Annotated in this window: 17 protein-coding genes; 11 read left to right on the top strand and 6 right to left on the bottom strand. The window is 66.6% G+C overall.

Annotated features, from left to right (window positions below; translation table 11 throughout):
- Positions 1 to 60: 60 nt before the first annotated feature.
- Entirely contained in the window at positions 61 to 234 is a 174-nt protein-coding gene (locus KHN96_RS00295; RefSeq protein WP_164491327.1) for a hypothetical protein, read from the bottom strand.
- A gap of 85 nt (positions 235 to 319) precedes the next feature.
- Here KHN96_RS00295 and KHN96_RS00290 point away from each other — a divergent pair, with 85 nt between their 5' ends.
- The 4 genes from KHN96_RS00290 (at position 320) to KHN96_RS00275 (ending at position 5624) form a co-directional block, all read left to right on the top strand.
- Entirely contained in the window at positions 320 to 1303 is a 984-nt protein-coding gene (locus KHN96_RS00290; protein ID WP_062739598.1) for a tyrosine-type recombinase/integrase, read from the top strand.
- A 152-nt stretch (positions 1304 to 1455) separates the two neighbouring features.
- On the top strand, positions 1456 to 2481 hold the full coding sequence (gene galE / locus KHN96_RS00285) for a UDP-glucose 4-epimerase GalE (protein WP_062739599.1): 1026 nt from the start codon (positions 1456 to 1458) through the stop codon (positions 2479 to 2481).
- 46 nt (positions 2482 to 2527) lie between these two features.
- Complete coding sequence (locus KHN96_RS00280; protein ID WP_082063032.1) at positions 2528 to 3925, top strand: PAS domain-containing protein; 1398 nt, start codon at positions 2528 to 2530, stop codon at positions 3923 to 3925.
- Between the two features lie 157 nt (positions 3926 to 4082).
- Positions 4083 to 5624 (top strand): methyl-accepting chemotaxis protein, encoded by a 1542-nt coding sequence (locus tag KHN96_RS00275; RefSeq protein ID WP_062739600.1) that lies wholly within the window; start codon positions 4083 to 4085, stop codon positions 5622 to 5624.
- Positions 5625 to 5747: 123 nt separating this feature from the next.
- Here KHN96_RS00275 and KHN96_RS00270 read toward each other — a convergent pair whose 3' ends face one another.
- The 5 genes from KHN96_RS00270 to KHN96_RS00250 all read right to left on the bottom strand — a co-directional run bounded on the left by KHN96_RS00270 (position 5748) and on the right by KHN96_RS00250 (position 13468).
- Positions 5748 to 6056 carry an H-NS histone family protein gene (locus KHN96_RS00270; RefSeq protein WP_062739601.1) on the bottom strand — a complete coding sequence of 103 codons (309 nt, stop codon included), beginning with the start codon at positions 6054 to 6056 and terminating at the stop codon, positions 5748 to 5750.
- Positions 6057 to 6448: 392 nt separating this feature from the next.
- A complete protein-coding gene (locus KHN96_RS00265) occupies positions 6449 to 8530 on the bottom strand; it encodes a putative bifunctional diguanylate cyclase/phosphodiesterase (RefSeq protein WP_062739602.1) in 2082 nt (693 codons plus the stop codon).
- A 253-nt stretch (positions 8531 to 8783) separates the two neighbouring features.
- Positions 8784 to 10037, bottom strand: a complete 1254-nt coding sequence (locus KHN96_RS00260) for a helix-turn-helix transcriptional regulator (protein ID WP_045220005.1) — start codon at positions 10035 to 10037, stop codon at positions 8784 to 8786.
- A gap of 141 nt (positions 10038 to 10178) precedes the next feature.
- Positions 10179 to 11852 (bottom strand): ShlB/FhaC/HecB family hemolysin secretion/activation protein, encoded by a 1674-nt coding sequence (locus KHN96_RS00255; protein ID WP_115044498.1) that lies wholly within the window; start codon positions 11850 to 11852, stop codon positions 10179 to 10181.
- A 263-nt stretch (positions 11853 to 12115) separates the two neighbouring features.
- Positions 12116 to 13468, bottom strand: a complete 1353-nt coding sequence (locus tag KHN96_RS00250; protein ID WP_115044500.1) for a collagen-like triple helix repeat-containing protein — start codon at positions 13466 to 13468, stop codon at positions 12116 to 12118.
- Positions 13469 to 13911: 443 nt separating this feature from the next.
- Between KHN96_RS00250 and KHN96_RS00245 the strand changes: the two genes are divergently transcribed.
- From KHN96_RS00245 to KHN96_RS00215, 7 genes are all read left to right on the top strand, one after another.
- Positions 13912 to 15039, top strand: coding sequence for a collagen-like triple helix repeat-containing protein (locus KHN96_RS00245; RefSeq protein ID WP_115044502.1), 1128 nt, complete (start codon positions 13912 to 13914; stop codon positions 15037 to 15039).
- Positions 15040 to 15397: 358 nt separating this feature from the next.
- Positions 15398 to 15580, top strand: coding sequence for a Flp family type IVb pilin (locus KHN96_RS00240; protein ID WP_045220014.1), 183 nt, complete (start codon positions 15398 to 15400; stop codon positions 15578 to 15580).
- 55 nt (positions 15581 to 15635) lie between these two features.
- Positions 15636 to 15812: a Flp family type IVb pilin gene (locus tag KHN96_RS00235; RefSeq protein WP_045220016.1), complete on the top strand. Its 177-nt coding sequence runs from the start codon at positions 15636 to 15638 to the stop codon at positions 15810 to 15812.
- Between the two features lie 4 nt (positions 15813 to 15816).
- On the top strand, positions 15817 to 16347 hold the full coding sequence (locus KHN96_RS00230) for an A24 family peptidase (protein ID WP_115044504.1): 531 nt from the start codon (positions 15817 to 15819) through the stop codon (positions 16345 to 16347).
- Between the two features lie 98 nt (positions 16348 to 16445).
- Entirely contained in the window at positions 16446 to 16940 is a 495-nt protein-coding gene (locus KHN96_RS00225; RefSeq protein WP_115044506.1) for a TadE/TadG family type IV pilus assembly protein, read from the top strand.
- Between the two features lie 49 nt (positions 16941 to 16989).
- Positions 16990 to 17913 (top strand): Flp pilus assembly protein CpaB, encoded by a 924-nt coding sequence (gene cpaB, locus KHN96_RS00220; protein WP_115044508.1) that lies wholly within the window; start codon positions 16990 to 16992, stop codon positions 17911 to 17913.
- Positions 17906 to 19270: a type II and III secretion system protein family protein gene (locus KHN96_RS00215; protein ID WP_045220026.1), complete on the top strand. Its 1365-nt coding sequence runs from the start codon at positions 17906 to 17908 to the stop codon at positions 19268 to 19270. The genes cpaB and KHN96_RS00215 overlap by 8 nt, the downstream gene beginning before the upstream one ends.
- The last annotated feature ends 10 nt before the right edge of the window (positions 19271 to 19280 follow it).

The following is a 19280-nucleotide window of genomic DNA, read 5'->3' as shown; positions in this document are numbered from 1 at the left end:
GGTAGCACCCAAGCGCCCGTTGGAACAACAGGGCGGGGCTCTAGATGTGGGAGCGGCGCGTCAGGGCTTCTTCTGGTCGCCGTCGGCAGGCTTGCTCAGCAGCGCCTTGAGCAGCTTGTTCTGCGGCACCGGCTTGGCGGCGCCCTGGCCAGGCTTGCCGGTGCGCTGATTGTCGCGCTTCAGGTTGTTGGCGATCTTCAAGCCCTTGAGTTTTTCGAGGTCGGTTTTCTTCACGATGGGGTCCGCAATGGAGTCCGGTTGGCGCGTGTTACGCTCGGCAGGATACGCGAAACGCTCGCACGCGCTCCATTTTTGCCGCATGTCCGCCGCTTTCACCCCGCCCGCCACGCCCGTCCCCGACCTGTTCCAGCCCAGCCTGCAGGACTGGACCGACCAGCCCGCGCAGGCTTTCGAGCATTGGCTCGCCGCGCGCGGCTATCGTGAATCGTCCGCCACGGTGTATCGCGCCATGTGGCGCAAGTGGCTGCGCTGGACCGAATCGCACCAGCGCGCCCTGGCCGACTGGAGCGCCGCCGACATTGCCGCCTTCCTCGATGAATCGGGCCTGACCAAGCTGCATCGCTACCGCTACGCGCGGCTGATCGAGCGCGTGTTCCATCAGATCGACCAGTTGCGCGCCGGCACGCACAACCCCGCCAGTTCAGCCGTGCAGCAGAAGCTGGCGGAGGGCGAGAACGACCCGACGACGTTTCTCTCCGAGGCCGAGCGCACGGCGATCGAAGCGTCGCTCGAGGTGGGCCCGCGCGCGGGCGAGGCGGCGCCCAATGCCAGCGCCTTCAAGCTCGCACGCGACCGTGCGCTGGTGGCCGTCTGCCATGGCGCGGGGCTGAAAGTCGCGCAGGTGCAGGCGCTGCTGTTGCACCACGTCGATGAGGCCTTGGCCACCATCACCATCGAGCGCTTGCGTGGTCCGGCGTATCAGGCGCCATTGCTCGAAGCGGCGCGCCCGGCATTGGCGGCGTGGCTGGCGGTGCGCCGTCAGGCCGAGGTGCCGGGCGAACGGGTGTTCGTCGCCGATGCAAGCGGCCGCGCCATGCATGCCGCGTCGGTCTACCGCCGCGTGGAGGCGTGGCTGGCTGCGCTGCCGGCATTGGTGCACCGCAGCGAACGGCTGTCTCCGCAGACGCTGCGCAACGGGTACGCAGCGGCCTTGTTCGACGCGGGCGCGACCCCCGCTGAAGTGGGGTATGCCCTCGGCCTGCGCGACCAGACCTCGCCCTGGCGCCTGCGCGCCGCCTACGCCGCCTGGCAGGCGGCCGCCCATCCCGACGCGGCGGCGTAGTCGCGCCGTGGTTCAAGTTCGCCGCAATGCGGTAGGGCGCTTTGCTATGATCGCGCTGTTTCGGGCGCCGGCTGCCACGCCGGCGCTGTACAACCCGATGCCGCGCGTGAACGCGGCACGCTACCACGCTCCTCCTCGATACCTCGAACCCAATGACAGAAACCATTCTGCTGACCGGCGCCACCGGTTACATCGCCTCGCACACCTGGGTTGAACTGCTGGATGCCGGTTATCAGGTGATCGGGTTGGACAACCTGTGCAACAGCAGCGCGACCGTGCTGTCCCGCATCGAGCAGATCACCGCCAAGACGCCGAAGTTCGTGCAAGGCGACGTGCGCGACCGCCGCCTGCTCGACGACCTGTTTGCCAGCACGCGCATCTCCGCGGTGATCCACTTTGCCGCGCTCAAGTCGGTGGGCGAGTCGGTGCAGAAGCCGCTGGCCTATTACGACAACAACATGGGCGGCCTGGTGACGCTGTGCGCGGCGATGGCGCATGCGAATGTACGCCAACTCGTGTTCAGCTCGTCGGCGACCGTGTATGGCAATCCGCATACGGTGCCGATCACCGAGTCGTTTCCGCTGTCGGCCACCAACCCCTACGGTCAGACGAAGGTGATGGGCGAGCAGGTGCTGCGCGATCTCGAGATTTCGAACGTGGCCTGGCAGATTGCCTATCTGCGCTACTTCAACCCGGTGGGTGCGCACCACAGCGGACTGATCGGCGAGGACCCGCGCGGTATCCCCAACAACCTGATGCCGTACGTCGCCCAGGTGGCGGTCGGCAAGCGGGAGAAGCTGTCCATCTACGGCGGGGATTGGCCCACGCCCGACGGCACCGGCGTGCGCGACTACATTCACGTGGTCGACCTCGCGCGTGGCCATCTGTCTGCACTCGATACGCTGCGCCGCGACGGCCGCGGCTTTACCGTCAACCTGGGCACCGGCCGCGGATATTCGGTGCTCGAAGTGGTGGAGGCCTACAAGCGTGCCAGCGGCCGGCCGATTCCGTACCAGATCGTCGACCGCCGCCCGGGCGACATTGCGGCCTGCTACGCCGATCCGGCGCTGGCGGCGTCGCTGCTGGGCTGGCGCGCGCAATACGGCATCGAGCGCATGTGCGAAGACTCGTGGCGTTGGCAGAGCATGAACCCGGACGGCTTCCAGAGCCGCGGCTGATCCGGGCGCCCCTTGAACGACACCGTGCAGCAGGAGACGTCCGGCCGTGGATGAGGCTTTCGTCACGCACGTGATCCGCGTGCTCGCGGATGCGCTGTCGCCCGCCTTGCTGTCGCTGCTGGTGGCGTGCGGCGCCGGCAGCCTGCTGCTGCGCGTGCTGGACGGCCTGCCTCGCGCGACTGCCTCGCATGCGCGCCTGCCGCTCGTCATGACAGCGCTGTTTGCCGCGGTGGGGCTCTGGACGGTGCCGCTGCTTGCGCTGCTGATGCACTGGCCGCCGCATGACGAGAACCTCGTCGTGTTGATGACGGTGGCCTCCTTCGGCTGGAGCCTGGCCGTCGCCGCGCTGTGGTGTGTGCTGGGCGGCCGTGCCACTAGCGTGCGCGCCGTCCTGCTGGGCGCATTGCTCAGCCTGAGCGGGCCGGTGGCGGTACTGCTCGTCGCGGGCACGGCGCACTTTGCTGCGATGGCGTGGGCTGACGCCGGCCTGCTGGGCATCGTCATGGTGCTGTCGGCCGTGGCCTGTGCGGCGGCGCTGCAGCTTGCGCTGTCGCCCCGGCCCGGCGCCGCTGGTGCACCGGTGCGCCGCCCTGCCGTGAGCGTATTCGTGTGTGCGCTGTTCGGGGCGGCCTTGACGGTGAACGCCGCCTGCATGGCATCGCTGTCAGGGACGTTTTCGGCGGCCCGGGATGCCGCGCCCGCGTGGCTGCGGGTGGCGCTTGCCGTGGGCGCCGTGGCCTCGGTGCTGGCGGCGCTCCTGCTCGGCTATCGCGACCGCGCCGCCGCCGACGTTGCCGCCGCGTCGGCCGCGCGCGACATGCGCCTGCGCAAGGAAGCCATGCAGGCGCTCAATGACCTGGAGCAGAGCTACCGCCAGCGCGAAGCCGAACTGGCGGCGCGCCATCAACTGCTGCTGGATGGCGTCGAGGTCGGCCTGTGGGAATTCGACCTCGTGACCCGGTCGGCGCAGTTTTCCGCGCGGTTTGCCGACATGCTCGGTTATACGCTCAAGGAAATCGGCCCGAGCACCAGCGAATACCTGCGCCTCGTGCATCCCGACGACCTGCCGATGGTGCTCAACCGCATCCAGGCGCATGTGGACGGCAATACCGCTGCCTACGTCGCGGAGTTCCGCATGCGCCACAAGGACGGCGGCTATCGCCATGTGCGCGCGCACGGCGTAGCGTGGCGCGACGCCGGCGGGCGCGCGGCGCGCATGGCGGGCTCGCATGTCGAGATCACCGTCCAGGCGGCGGCTGAGCCGGGGCCGCGCGCGAGCGAGCCGGCCGTGACACCCGAAGCCTGGCGCCGGCAAGGCTTGTGGGAAACGTGGTCGCCCATCGAGGACGATCACGCGGCAGCGGCGCCTGCGGTCCTCCAGCCGGTGGCTGCATCGGGCGCCGATGCGGCGCTGCCCAGCATCAATCCGCACGCCCTGCGCTGAACGGTGGTCCGGCACGGGCGCGACCTGGCCAGGAGGGTCGCCGCCCTCAAGTTTTCTGCTTCCTTGCCCGATAGCTCATGCAGGGCGCGTGCGATCGCGCCCGGGGGAGCGCCGCACGCATCACGCGGATAAAAAAGAAACGGTGGAGGGAAGGAAGATGAATCGACTCACGCTTCGGCAGAAGCTGTGGCTGCCGCTCGTTCTGAGCTGGCTGTGCCTGCTGGTCATCACGGTCTGGAGCGCGTGGGAAACGCGCACAGTGCGTCTGGAAGAGCGCCAGCGGGATCTCCAGAACGTCAGCGAGGCCGCGTTTGGCGTCATCAAGGACTACGGCCAACTGGCCCAGGAAGGCAAGCTGAGCGCCGACGACGCGCGCACCCAGGCGATGGCGCGCATCAAGGCGATGCGTTACGGCAAGGATGGGTATTTCAGCATCAACCTGACCAATTCCGTGATGCTGATGCACCCGATCAAGCCCGAGATGGTCGGCAAGGACATGTCGGGCTTTACCGATCCGTCGGGCAACCACCTGTTTCAGGAAATCTCCCGCGTGGCCAAGAACGGCGGCGGCTTTGTCGATTATCTGTGGTCCAAGCCCGGCGCCGAGGAGCCGCAGCCGAAGAAGAGCTATGTGCTGTACTACCAGCCGTGGGACTGGTGCCTTGTCACGGGCACGTACATGGACGATATCGACACCGCGTTCCGCGCGTCGCTATTCAAGGCGCTTGGGCTGCTGTTCGGCGTCGGCCTGCTCATGACGTTCGTGGTGGTTACCGTGACGCGCAGCCTCCAGCGCCAGTTGGGCGGAGAGCCGGCCTATGCCGCAAGCATTGCCAGCCGAATTGCCTCCGGCGATCTTGCCGTGCAGGTGCAGACCCGTCCGGACGACCGCGACAGCATGCTGTACGCCATGGCGCAGATGCAGCGCGAGCTGACGGGCACGATCAGCAACATCAAGAACTCCGCCGATTCCATCGCCAGCGCCACCAAGCAGATCGCCGCCGGCAACGCCGATCTTTCGCAGCGTACGGAGCAGCAGGCGTCGTCGCTGGAGGAAACCGCGTCCAGCATGGAAGAGCTCACCTCGATCGTGAAGCAGAACGCCGACAACGCACGTCAGGCGAGTGCCCTGGCCGTCAACGCCTCGGACATCGCCGTCAAGGGCGGCGAGGTGGTCGGGCGCGTGGTCGAAACCATGTCGGGCATCAACGAAAGCAGCAAGAAGATCGCCGACATCATCGGTGTGATCGAAGGCATTGCCTTCCAGACCAACATCCTTGCGCTGAACGCGGCGGTGGAAGCCGCCCGTGCCGGGGAACAGGGGCGCGGCTTTGCGGTGGTGGCCGGCGAGGTGCGCAGCCTGGCTCAGCGTTCGGCAGGCGCGGCCAAGGAGATCAAGGAGTTGATCGGCGACTCGGTCGGGCGCGTGCAGAACGGAGCCGCGCTCGTGCAGGAGGCCGGCGTGGTCATCGAAGAAGTGGTGACCGCCGTCAAGCGCGTGACGGACATCATGGGCGAAATCTCGGCCGCGTCGGACGAGCAGAGCTCGGGTATCGAGCAGGTCAACCAGGCGGTCAACCAGATGGACGAAGTGACACAGCAGAATGCGGCGCTGGTGGAGCAGGCGGCCGCAGCGGCGCTCTCGCTGGAGGAGCAGGCGCAGTTGCTGCGCACGGCCGTGGGGCGCTTCCAGGTCTAGCGCAGCGGGGCCCAGGCCCGCCAGCGCGCGGGAATGAAAAAGGCCGGCAGAGTTTGCCGGCCTTTTCTTTTGTGGTTTCCGGACGCCTCTTTGTGCTGTCTCGGAGGTAAGGCTTCTGCCGGGTCAGGCGATGAGGAAATCCTCCATCTTGCGGCCGGCCGAGAGTTCCTTGACCAGCCAGCCCGGACGCTTGCCGCGGCCGGTCCAGGTGTTGCCATTGTTGTCGCGGTAGCGCACGGGCACCTTGCGGCCGGCCTTCTTCGAGGGCACGCCACCCTTGGCGCCAAAACCGAGGTCTTCGGCGGTCAGGCCGTACTCCGCGATCTTCTGCTTGATTTCAGCGATCACCGCCGCCTGCTCATTTGCCCGAAGTTCATCGGCTTGACGCTGCAGTTCAGAGATCTTCTGAACGATTTCCTTGTAAGTCGGCATTATGGATTCCTCTACGTTGCAATTGAAACATGGGCACGCTCCCCGTAGCCCACGGCATTATAACGACTTCGCAAGGGAGAAATAAATTCTGTTAAGTCCATAGGCCAATGAGGCGCATTTTTCGGGAGGGTATTTTTGCGCAAATCATCGTGGCATGGGCATTTACGTGGCCGTCCGAAATGTAAACCTCAGTGTCGATGTTCCCGTAGGCCGCCAAGCCCTACGCCTTGGGCCTCCACACTGTGAGGACCATCCTTTTTATGCGATGGCTTCATTGCCCGGGCAGGCGTATCAAACGCTGGACCGGTGCTTTCCACATTCGCGCGTGAAAGGCTTCTGAAAGGGAAAATGCGTCCATGCATCAAAATGGCGCATTTTTTGGCCGTCCGATTTCACGCGTACTCGGGGGCGAGTCGCGTCTGGAATTCCTTGGCCGGTAAGGGGCGGGCGAGGAAAAAGCCCTGCACCTGGTCGCATTGCAGTTTCACCAGCGCCTGCATCTGTGCGTCGGTTTCCACGCCTTCGGCGACGACGGTCATGTCGAGAGAATGGGCCATCGCGCAAATGGCACGAATGATGGCCGCCGCCTCGGACGGGTTTTCGTCGAGCGCGCTGACGAAGGCACGGTCGATCTTGATCTGCTGCGCGCGAAAGCGCTGCAAGTAACTGAGGCTGGAATATCCGGTCCCGAAGTCGTCGATGGCCACCTCGAAACCGAGCGACTGGATCTGCCGGATCGCCGCAATGCTCTGGCCGGCATCGCGCATGGCTGCGGTCTCGGTGATCTCGAACATCAGCCGGTGCGCATCGACCTGGTAGCGGTGCAGGATCTGCGACAGCCGCGGCACCAGGTCGGGCTGCTGGAACTGGGTGGGCGACAGGTTCACGGCGATGCGCTGCGGCGCGAGGCCCGACGCGTCCCAATGCATGATCTGGCGGCAGACTTCTTCGATCACCCAGTCGCCGAGTTCGACAATCATGCCGGTGCGTTCGGCCAGCGGAATGAACTCGGCCGGCGACACCGGGCCCAGCTCCGGGTGGTTCCAGCGCAGCAGGGCTTCAGCGCCTGTCATGGCGTGCGTGCGCGCGTCGAACTTGGGCTGGTAGTACACCGAGAGCTGCCCATTGAGCGCCGCGTGGGACAGTGCGCGCTGGATCTGCAGCACACGGTGGGCCGTCGTGTTCAGCCGCGGCTCGTAGAAGCGGTAGGCGTTGCCGGTGCTTTGCTTGCAATCGAACATGGCAGTGTCGGCGTGCTCGAGCAGCGCATCGGCGGTCGCACCGTTGTGCGGGTGGATCACCACGCCGATGCTGGCCGTTGCGCGCACGCGCCGGCCGTCGATTTCCACCGATTCACGCAGGCGGAACAGCAGCTTGTCGCCGATGGTGGCGGCGGCTTCGGGCAGCGCCAGGCCTTCGACCAGGATGCCGAATTCATCGCCGCCGAGCCGTGCGACGATGTCTTCGCCCCGCATGGCCTGGCGCAGGCGCTCTGCGATGATCTGAAGGACGCGGTCGCCGGCGCTGCGGCCGTGCTGTTCGTTGATGTGGCCGAAGTGGTCGAGATCCAGGTAGAACAGCGCGAACGGCCGCCCGCGCCGGGTGGAAGACAGGATCGCGGCGTCCAGCGCGTCACGCAGATACAGCCGGTTGGGCAGGCCCGTGAGTGCATCGTGATGTTGCGGTGTGGGCGACTGGCTCGCCACGCGTGCAAGCGAGGCCGCAAGATGTGCCTGCGCGGAATCGATGCGGGTCTCCAGCATGATGAGCGCCGCATGAAGGCCCAGCGCCAGCAGTACGCCGCCGGCGCTGACCATGATGATCGGCACGGCATGCGCCATCGACTCGTCTGCGGGCCAGGCCGCCGAAGGCCACGCCGCCAGCGACACCATGGCGGAGGTGGCCAGTACGGCCGCCGCCTCCGCGCGCAGCCCCACTGCCCCCCGCCGCCGCGACGGCGGTCCGTGAAACGCCATGCACATCGCCAGGCAAGCGCCCGCTCCCAGCACGATCGTGCTGCCGCCCCAGCCGAACACGCGGCGCGCGAGCGACCCGGTGTCGTAGACCCACGGCCGCGTCAGGTACAGCTCGATGACAAGAAGCCCGGCGGCCAGCGCCACGGTGCCCATGGCGATGTTGCGACGATGCATCGGTTGCGGCGCGTTGGCCGGCGCAGCGTCGGCCAGCACGATCGAAAATGCGGCCACCGCGGCGGCCAGTGCCGTCGTCAGCGTGGCGGCGAAGGGCGCGGCCAGCGGCAGGCTGACCTGGCGATGCAGGCCGAGCATGGCAAGCCACAGCCCGGACCACAATCCGATGCCAAGAATGGCCGCACAGGCTATGCGCCAGTTGCGGCGTTTCGCGACCGTCGAGCCCCCCGGCAGGCGTGTCGCAGCGTCCAATGCGGCAAACGTGGTCAGCCCCGTGCTGACCCACGCAAACAGCAGCAGCGCAATATGGAAATCGTTATGCATGCGAGCGCGTTCGGCGCGGCCCCGATCCACGCCTGGTCTTGTTTGGCGGCGAGGATAGCGCAAACGCGTGCCGTTTCAGCCCGCGAAGAAAGATGTTTGTTGCGCGCTATTCACAGAATGCGTCGGGAGAATCCGCCGTGACGGCATCGCATCATGCGGGCACGGCGACGCCACGCCTGTTCTCATGCATCGGCACGAACGCCGAAAACGTGACAGGGGTATACGCGAATGGCTTCGCGCTGCCGGATCGGCGTCAGGCGTTCAGCCGGCCGCGACGGCGCGCGGTGGTGACCGTGGCGGCACCCGCGCGCTCAAGGTCGACGCTCGGCAGCAGGTGCAGCAGCCGCACGAGCTCCGACTGGCGATGCGTGCCCGTCTTGCGCAGGATGTCGCGGATATGCACCCGCACCGTATGCAGCGAGAGAAACTCGTGCTCGGCGATCTCCTGCAGCGTCTCGCCCGCCGCCAGTCGCGCTGCGACGATGCACTCCTTGTTCGTGAGCCCGAAGAGCGACGCCAGCACGCCGGCATCCATGACGGAGCGGGCCTCGGAGTTGCCGACCAGCACGAGCGCCAGCGGCGACGCCCACGCCGAGCGCAGTGCGTCGGACGGCGCCAGGGGCGTCGCAATGAACGGCACCGGCCGCCCATCGCGAGCCAGGTACATCCACGAGCCTGCCGCGCCCTGCACGCCGATCGAGCCCGCAGCATGCTCGATCAGGTTGCGCAGCGCCGTGTTATGGATGTGGTCTTCGGACCGCAACATGCCTCCATCGAGCGACAACCTATCGTCTTCGGCCGTCATCGTGCGGGCCCAGGCATTCGCGTACTTCACGCGCATGGTGCGCTCGATGACCATCACGCCAAAGTCGAGCGTGTCGAGCCCCGCCATGCCAAGCGCGGCAAGTTCGTTGAGCTCGAGATTGCGCTGCTGCATGCGGGCCGCGCGCTGAAGATGCGGCAGCACGCGCTGCAGGCGCGTTTCGCGTTCGCTGGCGCTGAGCTCGGATTCGCCTTCGCGGGTGCGCAGGCGCATCACCACCTGCAGGTCGGGCGTATCGATGAGCGTGACAGCCGCCGCGGAGGATGGCTCCGTCGCAGCGCTCACGTGCAGTCGAGCGTCCTGGCAGAAATCCTGGCAGCGGCCAGCATGCGGGCACTGCTGGCACCAGCCGGATGACACGCCATGGCGCGGCGCGCCGGCATGCTTGTCCCACACGAAATAGTGCGCGCTTTCCGCGCCGGCATAGACGGAGAGCAGGGCCAGCGCAATCGGCATCTGCGCGGGCTCGAGTACCGCCTCGTAGAGGGTGTCGACGAGTCGATGAAACTCTGCGTCATCCGATAGACGTTGCAGCATGATGGCCCCCGGTGCGTATTGCGACGGCTGAGGGTGCGCTCCCTTGCTGTCGGCGTGTTGCGGCCTGATGCCGCTGTCGCTGTATTGGTTCTTGTCGTTTTGCGCGACTTCTGTGGTGATCGGCAACGCGTTGGAAAAACTGAACATTCCGCTCTGATGCTCCCAAATTCGGGCGGTGATGTATCCCCCTCAGTAGAGGGGAGTATGGGCGACTTTCAGCGCTGAAAAAATAAACAATTCAAAAAAATCGTGCACATGTTCACGATCGGCGGTCGTGCGCGTCGGATCTCAGTTGAACTGGTAGGTGTACGCGGCATTGAACCGCAGGGCGCGCGAGCTGTTGTTCACCGGCTTGTCGCCCACGGGGCGCGCCACGGCAAGGTCGAGCGTGTAGTACTTGCGGTCAGAGAAGCGGACACCCAGGGCGATGGAGCCGAGCTGGTCGTGAATGAGCGTGCCCGCATTGGAATACACCTTGGCGGTGTCGTACAGCACGTACGGTTGCACGGTCTTGAGGTAGTCCATCGACACGGTGAACGCGCGGTTCAGTTCAACCGCCGCCCCCCAGCCTCGGTCTCCGGCCACTTCGCCGGCAGGATAGGCGAGGCCGAAGAAGCGTCCGCCGAAGCTGATCTGCTCGGACGAGGGCAGCACGGCGCCGCTGTACTGTGCGGCGGCCGAGACGGCCACCCCGAAGCCCATCGGCAGATCGTGCGCCTCGCTGGCCGTCACGCGGGTGCGCAGGAAGCTCAGGTCGACATTGTTGTTGGCCGACTTGCCTGCGCCAATGCCGTTGATGCCCTGATACACCCCCAATGAGGCGCGGCGTGTCTCCCCCGGCTTCACCTCTGTGTACAGGGCTTCGGCGCCGGCCACGCGAACCTTGGCGTCCAGCTCGGTCTGCGCGAACACGGGGCTTTGCGGCGTGTAGCGCTGCTTGTCGTCGTTGCCGTAGAGCGTGCCGGTGAGCGTCAGGCTGCGCGTGTTCGACAGCTGCACCGGATAGCTCAACGACAGGCCGAGACGCTGCGTATCGGTCAGGTAGCGTGACTGGTAGCCGAGCTGCTCAAGCGGCAGGTTTTCGGGCGTGCCGCGATAGTGCGACCACGTGAGCTTGGCCAGCATGCCATCGGTGCCGATCGGCTGCGCCCAGGTGGCCGAGTAGAACGTTTCATGATCCGGCCCGCGCGGCTGCAATGTGGACACGGTGATCTGCTCGCCCAACGGCGTCACGCTGTTGAGCGTGCCGGTGATGACCGCGCGCACGCCGGGCTTGCGGTATTCCACCCCGGTGCCGATCGTGTACGGCTGGCGCTTGACGTTGAGCACGAGTTCGCTTGCGCCATCGGTGGTGGTGGGGGGCTGCACGGTGGCGGTGATCTGCACGCCCGGCTGCAGCGCGAGCACGCCGGTCACACGCTCGAACGTCTCTTTGCGCAGCGGGCGTTCGTCCATCATGCGTTGCGAGATCTCGCGCAGGCGATCCTCGAGCGGGCCAGGTGTGCCCTCGATGCGCATGCGTGCCACGTAGCCTTCCACCACGGTGATGCGCACCACACCGCCCTCGAACGTTTGAGCAGGCACGAACGCGAAAGAGAGGGGATAGCCGCGCTCGGCGTAGAGCTTCGTGACGTCGTTGGCCGCCTGCAGCAGCTGTGCGACCGTGACATCGTGACCGGCCAGCGGCGCGAAGTGCGCGGCAATCTCCGGAAAGGGCAGGGTCTTGACGCCCTCGATCTGAAATTTGCTCGGCGTCAGGTGCGTGGCGAGCAGATTCTCAAGCGCGGGGTTGGGGCGCTGAACCTCCACCTGGATCTTCTGTTCACGCGGGCGGGAGGTATCGACCTTGGGCAGCGTATCGATCGGGTTGCCCTGGGTGGGGCTGCTCTGTGCCCAGGTGAGTGCCGGACTCGTGAGCACAACGCCTGTCGCCAGGGCCAACCGCATGGTGGTGGTCCGCACGCCTGTCTTCTCCGTGGTGGTGTTCGTTTGTCATGGTGCAAGCGCATACCGCCGCGCATTGCATCAAACGATAACCGCGAGACATGGTGCTTTACAACAAGACACATCAAGGCGGCGTTCACGCGGCGCAACGTCGGCGGCTGAACCGGCGCCGCGGCGCGTGTGCCTGCGAGCCAATCACGATGCCGCATTGCGCGGCATCGGTGTTTGAGATGCGATGGCTGCGGACCAGAACGGGGGCTGGCCCGCTCCCGTTCCAGCGGTTACTGGCGCGCGCCGCCCAGCAGGCCGCCCACCGTACCCAGCAGGCCGCCCACGGTGTTCGTGATGGGCGCCAGCGGGGTGGTGGCACCTGTCGACGTGACACCCGTGCCGACCGTGGTCACGATGTTGCCAACCGGCGCGGTGATCGCGCTGACGGGATTGCTGCCGCCCGTGGCACCGCCCAGGCCGCCAAGCGCCCCCGTGACAGCGCCGAGCGGGTTGCCGCCCGCGCCACCGGTCAGGCCGCCCAGCGCATTGGTGACGGGCGCCAGCGGGCTGGTGCCACCGGTGCCACCCGCGCCGCCCAGACCGCCGAGCGTGCCGGTGATGGCACCCAGCGGATTCGTCGCGCCCGTGCCGCCGCCGAGGCCGCCCAGGAGCCCGGTGATCGGAGCGAGCGGATTCGTCGGTGTGGAGGTGGACGAGTACACGACGCCGCCGAGCGCACCCACCGTATTGCCCACCGCCGTCACCACGCCGCCAAGGTTGCTGACGACCGGAACATTGGCTGCCGTGAGCGTGTTGCCGCCGTTGGCAACAGCGCCGCCCAGCGTGCCGAGCAGCGTGTTGGCCGGCGAGCCTAGGCCGGTGGCCGCGCCGAGCGTCTGCGTGCCATTGGTCAACTGCGAGGTGAGCGGCACGATCGCTGTGCTGAGCTGCTGCGTGAGCTGTTCCACCGGGCCCGTCGACAGCGCCGTGCCGAGCGTGCTGCCGCCATTCGCCACGGCCTGGCCGACCTGCGTGACGACCCCCGCCAGCGGCGTCGTGATCGGTGCGAGCGGTGCCAGCTGACCGGTGCCCAGGTTGTTGACGAGCGTTCCGGTGGCCGTGACGGTGTTGCCTGCGCCGGTGACCACATTGCCGAGGCTCGACACCGTCGTGCCCACCGGGTTGGGGTTGCGTCCGATGCTGCCAAGGCCATCCTGCACCCCCTTGCCCAGCGCCGACACGGTCTGGCCGGCGTTCTCGACCACGCCGCCCACGCCGCTCTGCACGCCGCTCAGCTGCGACGGCAGCGGTGCGTTCTTGATTGCCGTGCCCACGCCGCTGACGGCGCCGCCCGTTGCCGTCACGATGCCGCCCGTCGTATTGAGGACGCTGCCCGTCGGCGTCAGCGGAGCAGGCGCCGGTGTCGGCGAGGGTGACGGGGAAGGGGAAGGTGACGGAGATGGCGAAGGCGACGGCGACGGAGAGGGGGACGGCGAAGGCGAAGGCGACGGCGTGTTGCCGTTGTTGTTCGACCCGCCGCCGCCCAGCCCGCCGCTCATATCCCCCGAGCCCGAGCTTGCGCATCCACCCAGGATCAACAGACCTGCCATGGTGGCTGCCAGGCTCTTGATGTTCTTGTTCATGATGGTTCTCCCGTTTTGAAAATCCGCTTTTTACGGCTGGAAAATGGTCCCAATGTGCTGATGGGTGGGCGGACTCTGCAAACGGTGTGCCATGCGGCGATTATTACGCAATCCGTAATCGCTTATGTGCATTTGGCAACTTTGATCGGGAAATCGGGCGAAATGAGGTGGGCGCGATTCAAAAACGGCGGTTATGTCCGTGTCCAGCATGTTCCGTGTCACGTTACGTCGTAACGTCCGGAACACGATTTTCGGGCCCGTAACGGGGGCACTCCGTATTCGGGTAATCGCCAGGGTGTGGCCCGCAAAGCGCGCAACAGAGCCATTGCCGGAAAATCGAAGCTCTCCTCCACCGTATTGGCATGGTGTTTGCAGAAATCGGCCCGCAGTGCGCAGTACCGAGCTCAGACATCAGAAACATCATTCCAAGAAGGGGACGGACCATGACTCAGATTCGCTACTCCATCCGCGTTGCGCCGCTGGCCTGCGCTGTTGCCGCGCTCATGCTGGCAGCTTGTTCTTCGGGAGGCTCGGGCTCGGGAAGCTCGCCCAACCCCAGCCCGAACGATATGACGGGCGTCACGCCCGTCGGCAAGGTCGCCAACGGCACGGGCAACACCGTGATCGCCACGGGCCAGGCCGTCAGCGGGCTGGGCACGACCTTGCAGAACGCCAATCTTCCGGGCGTTTCCGACCAAGCCAAGGCTGGCCTGGGCGGTACGGTTTCGCATACCGGCGGCGCCGTGACCGCGCTCGGCGAGGGCCTGCGTGATGGCGTGGGCAAGATGGGCCAGAACCCCAATCCGGTCGGCACCACGGTCGCCAGCACGGGCAACGTGGTGACCGAACTGGGCCAGGCAACCGTCAGCGCCGGGTCGCTGGTGCAAGGGCTGGGCCAGGGCTCGGGAGCCCCGCTGGCACCGATCACCCAGCCGGTGGGCGGCGGTGTGCAGCAGATCGGCCAAGCGCTCATCGGTGGCGGCACGCTGCTGGGCAGCGCGCTGTCGTCGGGGGCTGTGCAGCAGGTCACGCAGCAAGTCAGCTCGGCCATCGTGCCCGTCACCACGCAGATCACCAACGCCACGCAGGCCGGCGGCGATGCCACGGGCCTGGGCGGTCCGTTCAGCTCCTTGCTGGGCACGATCGGCGGCGGCGTGGCCGGAGCCGGCAACACCATCACCGGGACGGGCGTGCCGGTGGTCTCGAGTCTGGGCCCGGTTGTCACGTCGGTGGGGACCACCGTGGCGGCGATTGGCGGTGTGGCCACCGCGGGTAATTCCGGCGGCGGGAGCAACCCGCTGGGCGGGCTGCTGGGCGGTGTAGGCGGATCGGGCGGCACCAATCCGCTGGCGCCGGTCACGGGGCTGCTTGGCGGCGGATCGGGCGGTGCCAACCCGCTCGCGCCCGTCACCGGCCTGCTGGGCGGCGCCTCGGGTGGCAGCAACCCCTTGGCACCGGTTACCAATCTGCTGAGCGGCGCAACCAGCGCGGCCGGCGGTACATCGGGCAGCGGCAATCCGCTGGCCCCTGTTACGAACTTGCTGGGCGGCGTAGGCAGCCCGGCGCACTGAGCAGTACCTGTCTGTGCTCTTGAAGGTGCGCGGGCGTGTTCCCGTCGCTCGCGCATCCTTTTTTTGCCCAAGACAGTATGGGGAGCGTTCCAATCCACCGCAGAATGCAGGGATAACCCACCCATATAATGGGGGTAATCTGCGGCGCATTAAGGGATTTCCATTACGTATCAAGGAGTTGGCGCGCCTTCAATACAATTTAATAGAGCGTTAACTCTAAATTGTGACAAGTACCTCAACTGAGTTATTTCGTTTGGACCCTCGCAAGCCTATAAAAGCGTTACGGAACGTTACGTGACAGGCGTGACATTTCGGGAACGAAACGAAGAACCTGTGCGGCGAAAGTGGGGGTACGGGAATGAGAGCCATCATCACGCGTTTTTTACGCGAAGACGAAGGTGCCACCGCGATCGAATATGGCCTGATGGCTGGTTTAATCGCAGCGGCGATCGTCGCGAATGTTGGTGGGGTTGGAACGCAGTTGGGCAGCGTTCTCACCTATATCAGCAACAAGCTCACCGGGATTGTTCCAAGCAGCTGATCCCACGGTCTACAAGAATGTAGCAACAGGGCGAGTGCACAGCAGGAGAGAGATCATGAAACACGCCATTCTTCAGTTCATCCGCGACGAGCAAGGTGCCACGGCCATCGAATATGGCCTGATGGCAGGTCTGATCGCTGCAGCCATCGTGGCCACGGTCGGCAACGTTGGGACCAACCTCAACAGCGTCTTCAACTACATCAAGGGCAAGCTGGTCGCCCCGACGTCCTGATCCGATGGTTGGGACTCAGCTTGCGAACACCGCAGGCTGGGCCGCCGTCGCAATCTTCTCGGCTTTTGCCATCTGGTTTGATCTGCGCGCCCGTCGGGTGCCGAACTGGCTCGTGCTTGCGGGCCTGGCGCTGGCGGCTGCGCTGATCGGGCTGGGGCCGGTGCGTGCGCTGGCCGTGGATTGGCGGGACGCGCTGCTGGGCGGAGCCATCGGTTTCGCGGTCTATCTGCCGCTGTATGCCATGCGCTGGATGGGCGCGGGGGATGTCAAGTTCTTCGCGGTGGCCGGGCTGATGTGCGGCTGGCATGGGCTGCTGCCGGTGTGGGTGGTCGGCAGCGTGCTTGCCGGGCTGCACGCGCTGCTGATCCTCATGGCGCGCCGGGTCGATGCGGCGAGCCCGGCTGCGTGGCTGCTCATGCGGGCGTGCCCGCCTCTGGCGCGCTGGGACGTCGCGCAGGCCGGCCGGCGCGGCATCCCGTATGCGGCGTACATGGCCGTCGGATTGTTATGCCTGCCGTGGTGGACGTATCGCTGAACACCGCGGGAAGGCGGCGCGGGAGGCGCCCCAAAAAGTACAGACAGGATTCACCAAGAGTCGCGCGAAAGCGGCCATCGCATAGAGGGGAATCGGCCATGCCGATCAAGCAACGGGAACAGGCGCGCGAGCGGGCGCGCCGGGGCGGCGGGCGTCGCCCGCATTGCCGAAGAGACCGCACTGGCGCAGTCTCCATCGAATTTGCCGTGGTGCTTCCGTTGTTGCTCACGCTGATGCTGGGCATCACGTACTACGGGCTCATCTTTGCCATGCAGCAGGTGCTGACGCTCGCCGCAGAAGAAGGAGCCCGCGCCGCGCTGCGCTATCAGCCTTCGAACCCCCAGCGCGTGGCCGCGGCCTATACGGCTGCCAATGCCGCGCTGCCGTCCTTCATCAGCGCGCAGGTCAAGACCAACCAGAGCGCCACGCCGCTGGTCACGTGTCCGACCATGGCGAGCATGCAATGCCTGAACGTGGTGCTCACGCTGCCGGTGACGACCGGCGCCAGCCCGCTGCTGCCCGCCATTCCGCTGCTGCCGCTGCCCGATGCGCTCACGGGTTCGGCCGTGGTGCAGCTCGTTCCGAATACGTAGGCGCCATGGCCCCCACCGCTCCCCTCGACCGTATCGACAGACCGCTCCGATGACCAGCAAACATCTCCAGATCTTCGCCGCCGCGCTCTTGGTGCTGGCCGCTGTCCTGGGTGCCGTGGCCTGGCGCAGTGCACACAAGCCGCCTGCGCCCGCCACCGTGCGCGAGAACGGCAAGACACTGTATCCGGTGGTCGTGACCACCAAGCCGCTCGAGGCCGGCAAGCCCATTGCCGCCAATGCCGTGGCCGTGGAGATGCTGCCCATCAATCCGGCGGACGGGTTCTCCGACGTGGGCAAGGTGATCGGCCGCGAACCGATCGTCGCGCTGGGCATGGGCGTGCCGTTGATCGGCTCGCAACTGTCGTCGGGGCTGGCGCTGCAGGTCACACCCGGGCAGCGCGCGGTGGCCATCACGGTGGATGAGGTGATCGGCGTGGGCAACCGCGTGGAGCCGGGCGACTACGTCGATGTCTTCCTCGTCATGCGCCGCGACGGCCAGGAGATCGACGGCAGCCGCGCCAAGCTGCTGTTGCCGCATCTGCGCGTGCTGGCCTTCGGCGCGGTGGCAGTCAACGAGCCCCCGCAGAAAGTGCAGGACGGCGGCGCGATGTCGCGCAAGGTGGAACCCGCCAAGACGGCCGTGCTGTCCGTGCCGGTGGAGGCCGTCAGCCAGCTCGCGATGGCGCATCAGTCCGGCCGGCTGCTGCTGGCGCTGCGCAATCCCGCCGATGATGCCGAGCCCACCGTCAAGCCGCAGGATGCAGCGGTGCTGGCGGCCGCCAACCGCAACCCGATGGACGTCGCACAGACCGGCGTATCGATCAGCAACCTGACCGGCGAGCCGCGCCGCCTGGCCGCTGCCCCCATGCCGGCGCTGCCGCTCGCGGCCGCGGTGCGCAGCGCCACCGTGCGCACCAGCACAGGCGGTGTCGAGATCATCCGCGCAGGAAAACGTGAGGAGCAACATGACTGAAGCCGTCGTGGTTCGCGGTTGGATGGGCGCGGTTGTGTTGGGCTGCGCGGTGCTGGCATCGACCGCATTTGCCGAAACGGCGCCCGCCGGGCAGACGTTGCATCTGCTGGCCGGCAGCCAGCGCGAGATCCGCCTCGGCAAGCCGCTCGAGCGCATTGCGATCGGCAATCCGGACATTGCCGACGCCCTGCTGCTCAAGGGGCGAGGTGCCGCAAGCAGCCTGCTCATCGTCGCCAAGAAGCCCGGCGCCGCCAGCGTGATGGTCTGGGCGCAGGGCGGGGCCGCCATCACGTACAACGTGCAGGTGGATGCCGCGGAGCCCGTGGCGGGCGACCCGAGCGTCAGCGTGCAGGGCAATACGGCTGTCGTGTCGGGCCAGCCGAAAGACGTGTATGGGCTCGCCCGGGCCCACCGCGCCGGTGCCGCGGCCACGGGCGCGGAAAAGGCCAAGGGCGGCAATGTGGTCGACACCACGTCTCTGGGCATTCCGGGGACGGTGCAGGTCGACGTGCGCGTGGTCGAGTTCAGCAAGACGGTGCTCAAGGAGGCGGGCTTCACCTTTGGCCGCAAGCGCGGCGGGTTCGATTTCCGCACGTTTGCGCCGTCTTCGCTGACCAAGTACACCGTCGACGCCAACGGCCTGTCGACCGAATCGACCATGCCGATCAGTTCGGCGTTCAACCTGCTCCTGTCGTGGGGAAGCAAGGGCATCTTTACGGACCTGAGCCTGCTCGAGTCCAACGGCATGGCGCGCGTGCTGGCCGAACCGAGCCTGGTGGCACTGTCGGGGCAGAGCGCGAACTTCCTGGCCGGCGGCGAGATCCCGATCCCGGTGCCGCAGGCGCTCGGCACCACCACCATCGAATACAAGCCGTTCGGCATCGGGCTCACGGTGTCGCCGACCATCCTGTCGGAAAATCGCATCGCCCTCAAAGTCGCCCCGGAGGCGAGCGACCTCGACTTCAGCCGCGGCATCACGCTCAATGGCGCCACCGTGCCGGCCATCGTCACGCGGCGCGCCGACACCGTGGTCGAGCTGGGCGACGGCGAGAGCTTCGTCATCGGCGGGCTGGTGAGCCGCTCGACGCTGTCGAACCTCGACAAGGTGCCGTTCCTGGGCGATCTGCCCGTCATCGGCACCTTCTTCAAGCGCCTGAACTACAACCAGGAGGAGCGCGAGCTGGTGATCGTCGTCACGCCGCACCTCGTCAAGCCGATGGCCCGCAATGCGCCCATCGACAAGATGCTGCCGGGCCAGTCCAACGGGCAGGACCGCGACGGCGCGGGCGCGCCGGTGTGGCGGCCGTTTGCGCTCGGCATTGCCGATCCGGCCACCATGCCGGGTTTCTCGCGGTAAAGGGCAGGGG

The organism is Ralstonia mannitolilytica (genome assembly GCF_905397375.1).
GTDB lineage: Bacteria > Pseudomonadota > Gammaproteobacteria > Burkholderiales > Burkholderiaceae > Ralstonia > Ralstonia mannitolilytica.
Note: the sequence above shows the minus strand (reverse complement) of the source record. Positions and strands in the feature narration are given on the sequence as shown.

What these genes read in the sequence shown, in the direction of transcription:
- KHN96_RS00290 (WP_062739598.1), top strand. Translation starts at nt 320, where the DNA reads ATGTCCGCCGCTTTCACCCCGCCCGCCACGCCCGTCCCCGACCTGTTC.
- galE (WP_062739599.1), top strand. Translation starts at nt 1,456, where the DNA reads ATGACAGAAACCATTCTGCTGACCGGCGCCACCGGTTACATCGCCTCG.
- KHN96_RS00275 (WP_062739600.1), top strand. Translation starts at nt 4,083, where the DNA reads ATGAATCGACTCACGCTTCGGCAGAAGCTGTGGCTGCCGCTCGTTCTG.
- KHN96_RS00270 (WP_062739601.1), bottom strand. Translation starts at nt 6,056, where the DNA reads ATGCCGACTTACAAGGAAATCGTTCAGAAGATCTCTGAACTGCAGCGT.
- KHN96_RS00265 (WP_062739602.1), bottom strand. Translation starts at nt 8,530, where the DNA reads ATGCATAACGATTTCCATATTGCGCTGCTGCTGTTTGCGTGGGTCAGC.
- KHN96_RS00260 (WP_045220005.1), bottom strand. Translation starts at nt 10,037, where the DNA reads ATGTTCAGTTTTTCCAACGCGTTGCCGATCACCACAGAAGTCGCGCAA.
- KHN96_RS00250 (WP_115044500.1), bottom strand. Translation starts at nt 13,468, where the DNA reads ATGAACAAGAACATCAAGAGCCTGGCAGCCACCATGGCAGGTCTGTTG.
- KHN96_RS00245 (WP_115044502.1), top strand. Translation starts at nt 13,912, where the DNA reads ATGACTCAGATTCGCTACTCCATCCGCGTTGCGCCGCTGGCCTGCGCT.
- KHN96_RS00240 (WP_045220014.1), top strand. Translation starts at nt 15,398, where the DNA reads ATGAGAGCCATCATCACGCGTTTTTTACGCGAAGACGAAGGTGCCACC.
- KHN96_RS00235 (WP_045220016.1), top strand. Translation starts at nt 15,636, where the DNA reads ATGAAACACGCCATTCTTCAGTTCATCCGCGACGAGCAAGGTGCCACG.
- KHN96_RS00230 (WP_115044504.1), top strand. Translation starts at nt 15,817, where the DNA reads ATGGTTGGGACTCAGCTTGCGAACACCGCAGGCTGGGCCGCCGTCGCA.
- KHN96_RS00225 (WP_115044506.1), top strand. Translation starts at nt 16,446, where the DNA reads ATGCCGATCAAGCAACGGGAACAGGCGCGCGAGCGGGCGCGCCGGGGC.
- cpaB (WP_115044508.1), top strand. Translation starts at nt 16,990, where the DNA reads ATGACCAGCAAACATCTCCAGATCTTCGCCGCCGCGCTCTTGGTGCTG.
- KHN96_RS00215 (WP_045220026.1), top strand. Translation starts at nt 17,906, where the DNA reads ATGACTGAAGCCGTCGTGGTTCGCGGTTGGATGGGCGCGGTTGTGTTG.